Raw genomic sequence first — 1629 nt, 5'->3', positions numbered from 1 at the left:
AATGAGAACTCTATCGATATCACACCACTATTACTAGTGATTTTATTCAAAAAACTCCTCATTGAATGACTCCAATCAAAACGTTTGAACATTAAAGAGATCTGTCGCTAAAAGATCCGGATGTTTACTGTAACCTCTTTTTTTAAGAATATCTTTAGCATAACGAAGGTCACCACTTTTAGCCAAAGAAAAAATTAAATTATGGTCTATTTGGCTATCTTGATAACCCCGTAAATATATTGGTAAAAGTAACTGAACAGCTTCGGTATATTTTTTCTGAATGATATAAATCATCGCCATATTATTGACAACATTTTCTTCTTGTTTGTAACCTACTCTTGCCAGAGTAAAGGAGTTGAGAGCTTTATCAAGATCACCCATCTGAGCTTGTATAACCCCCCGTAAATTTAATCCTTCTGAATTATTTCTATCTTTAGTTAATGCTATATCTACAAAACTTAAAGATTGTTTATATTTTCCTAACTGTGAAAGATTCTTAGCTTGTAATAGATAAACATCGGGAGATGCACCAGATGACAACAATGGCTTTAAGTAATACATTGAAGACCTGTAGTCTTGCGATTGATAATAATAATAGGCTAAATCATATCGGACTTTGGGGGTGTTATTTTTCTTAAGCTCCTCACGCTTTAACTTAATCAATCCGGTATAGTTTTTTACTTTTAATAAAATATTCTCATTATTTAGAGTCGTTTTATTGTTATCTTTACTATAATTGTTAGTACAGCCTGATAGAGATAATAGAAACATAAGAGTAAAAAGTGGATAGCGCCCTAAATTAACCATTTGAAAATATCCTCATAATCCCTGGTGCGGCAACGATAATAACAACCGGAAACATAAAGAAAAGAATTAGGGGAACACTCATCTTAGCTGATAAATTCCCAATATTTTCTTCTGTATTGAGTAGCTGAATTTCACGGATATCACGCGATAGATCCATCAATTGCTCATATAATGATGAGCCGTACTGTAAACTCTGCTCTAACATTGCACAAAATAGTCGGGTCTCAGTGGACGGTATTTCTTGACTAAAGTGATGTAATGCATGACTTAAACCACTCATTTCGGTTCTACGGACTAATCTCTGTATAAAAGGAACAAAGTCAGGATTGATGCCCGACATTTTGCTAGCAAGAAATTTAAAAGCTTGTTCTGGCGTCATCCCACACTGAATACTTACCGCTAGAAGATCGATCATCCAGGGTAATTCTGCAGTTAACTTCTTAACTTTTTTTCGTACATACATTGCACGGAGCATGCTGGGGAAAATGATTGTCACTACCATACTCAAAATGATAATAACAATATAGTCACTTTTCCCTAGGTCCCAAGACATTAACTTACTTACTAGTATACTTAGAACACTAAGACCTACCGCTAAAATGACTTTCACCATAAAGCTGCCATCTATACGTCGGTACAAGCTAAGGGTTTGACTATTTTGCTCAAGTACAGCTTCTGTATGCTGATGTTCTTTATGTTCTTGTAGCTTTAATTGCTGAACCTTCGCATCAATTAAAGTATAACTTTTCTTAATCGAAACCTCTCTGTATTTTTTGTTGATAAAAAATAATAATAATATCAAAGGAAACATAAATATTAGTA

At 33.9% G+C, this 1629-nt stretch carries 2 protein-coding genes; both read right to left on the bottom strand.

The window, feature by feature from the left end; translation table 11 throughout:
- Positions 1 to 75: 75 nt before the first annotated feature.
- Positions 76 to 807 (bottom strand): tetratricopeptide repeat protein, encoded by a 732-nt coding sequence (locus MKR94_RS15455; RefSeq protein ID WP_241647753.1) that lies wholly within the window; start codon positions 805 to 807, stop codon positions 76 to 78.
- A partial coding sequence (locus tag MKR94_RS15450; protein ID WP_241647752.1) for a type II secretion system F family protein occupies positions 800 to 1629 on the bottom strand: 830 nt, incomplete at its 5' end. The genes MKR94_RS15450 and MKR94_RS15455, both read right to left, overlap by 8 nt.

This window comes from Rosenbergiella metrosideri, from assembly GCF_022602565.1.
Classification (GTDB): domain Bacteria; phylum Pseudomonadota; class Gammaproteobacteria; order Enterobacterales; family Enterobacteriaceae; genus Rosenbergiella; species Rosenbergiella metrosideri.
The sequence above is the reverse complement of the archived record's forward strand: the minus strand, read 5'-3'. Positions and strand labels throughout refer to the sequence as shown.

Bases quoted from the DNA above. Each gene is read 5' to 3' on its own strand.
- MKR94_RS15455 (WP_241647753.1), bottom strand. From the start codon at position 807: ATGGTTAATTTAGGGCGCTATCCACTTTTTACTCTTATGTTTCTATTA.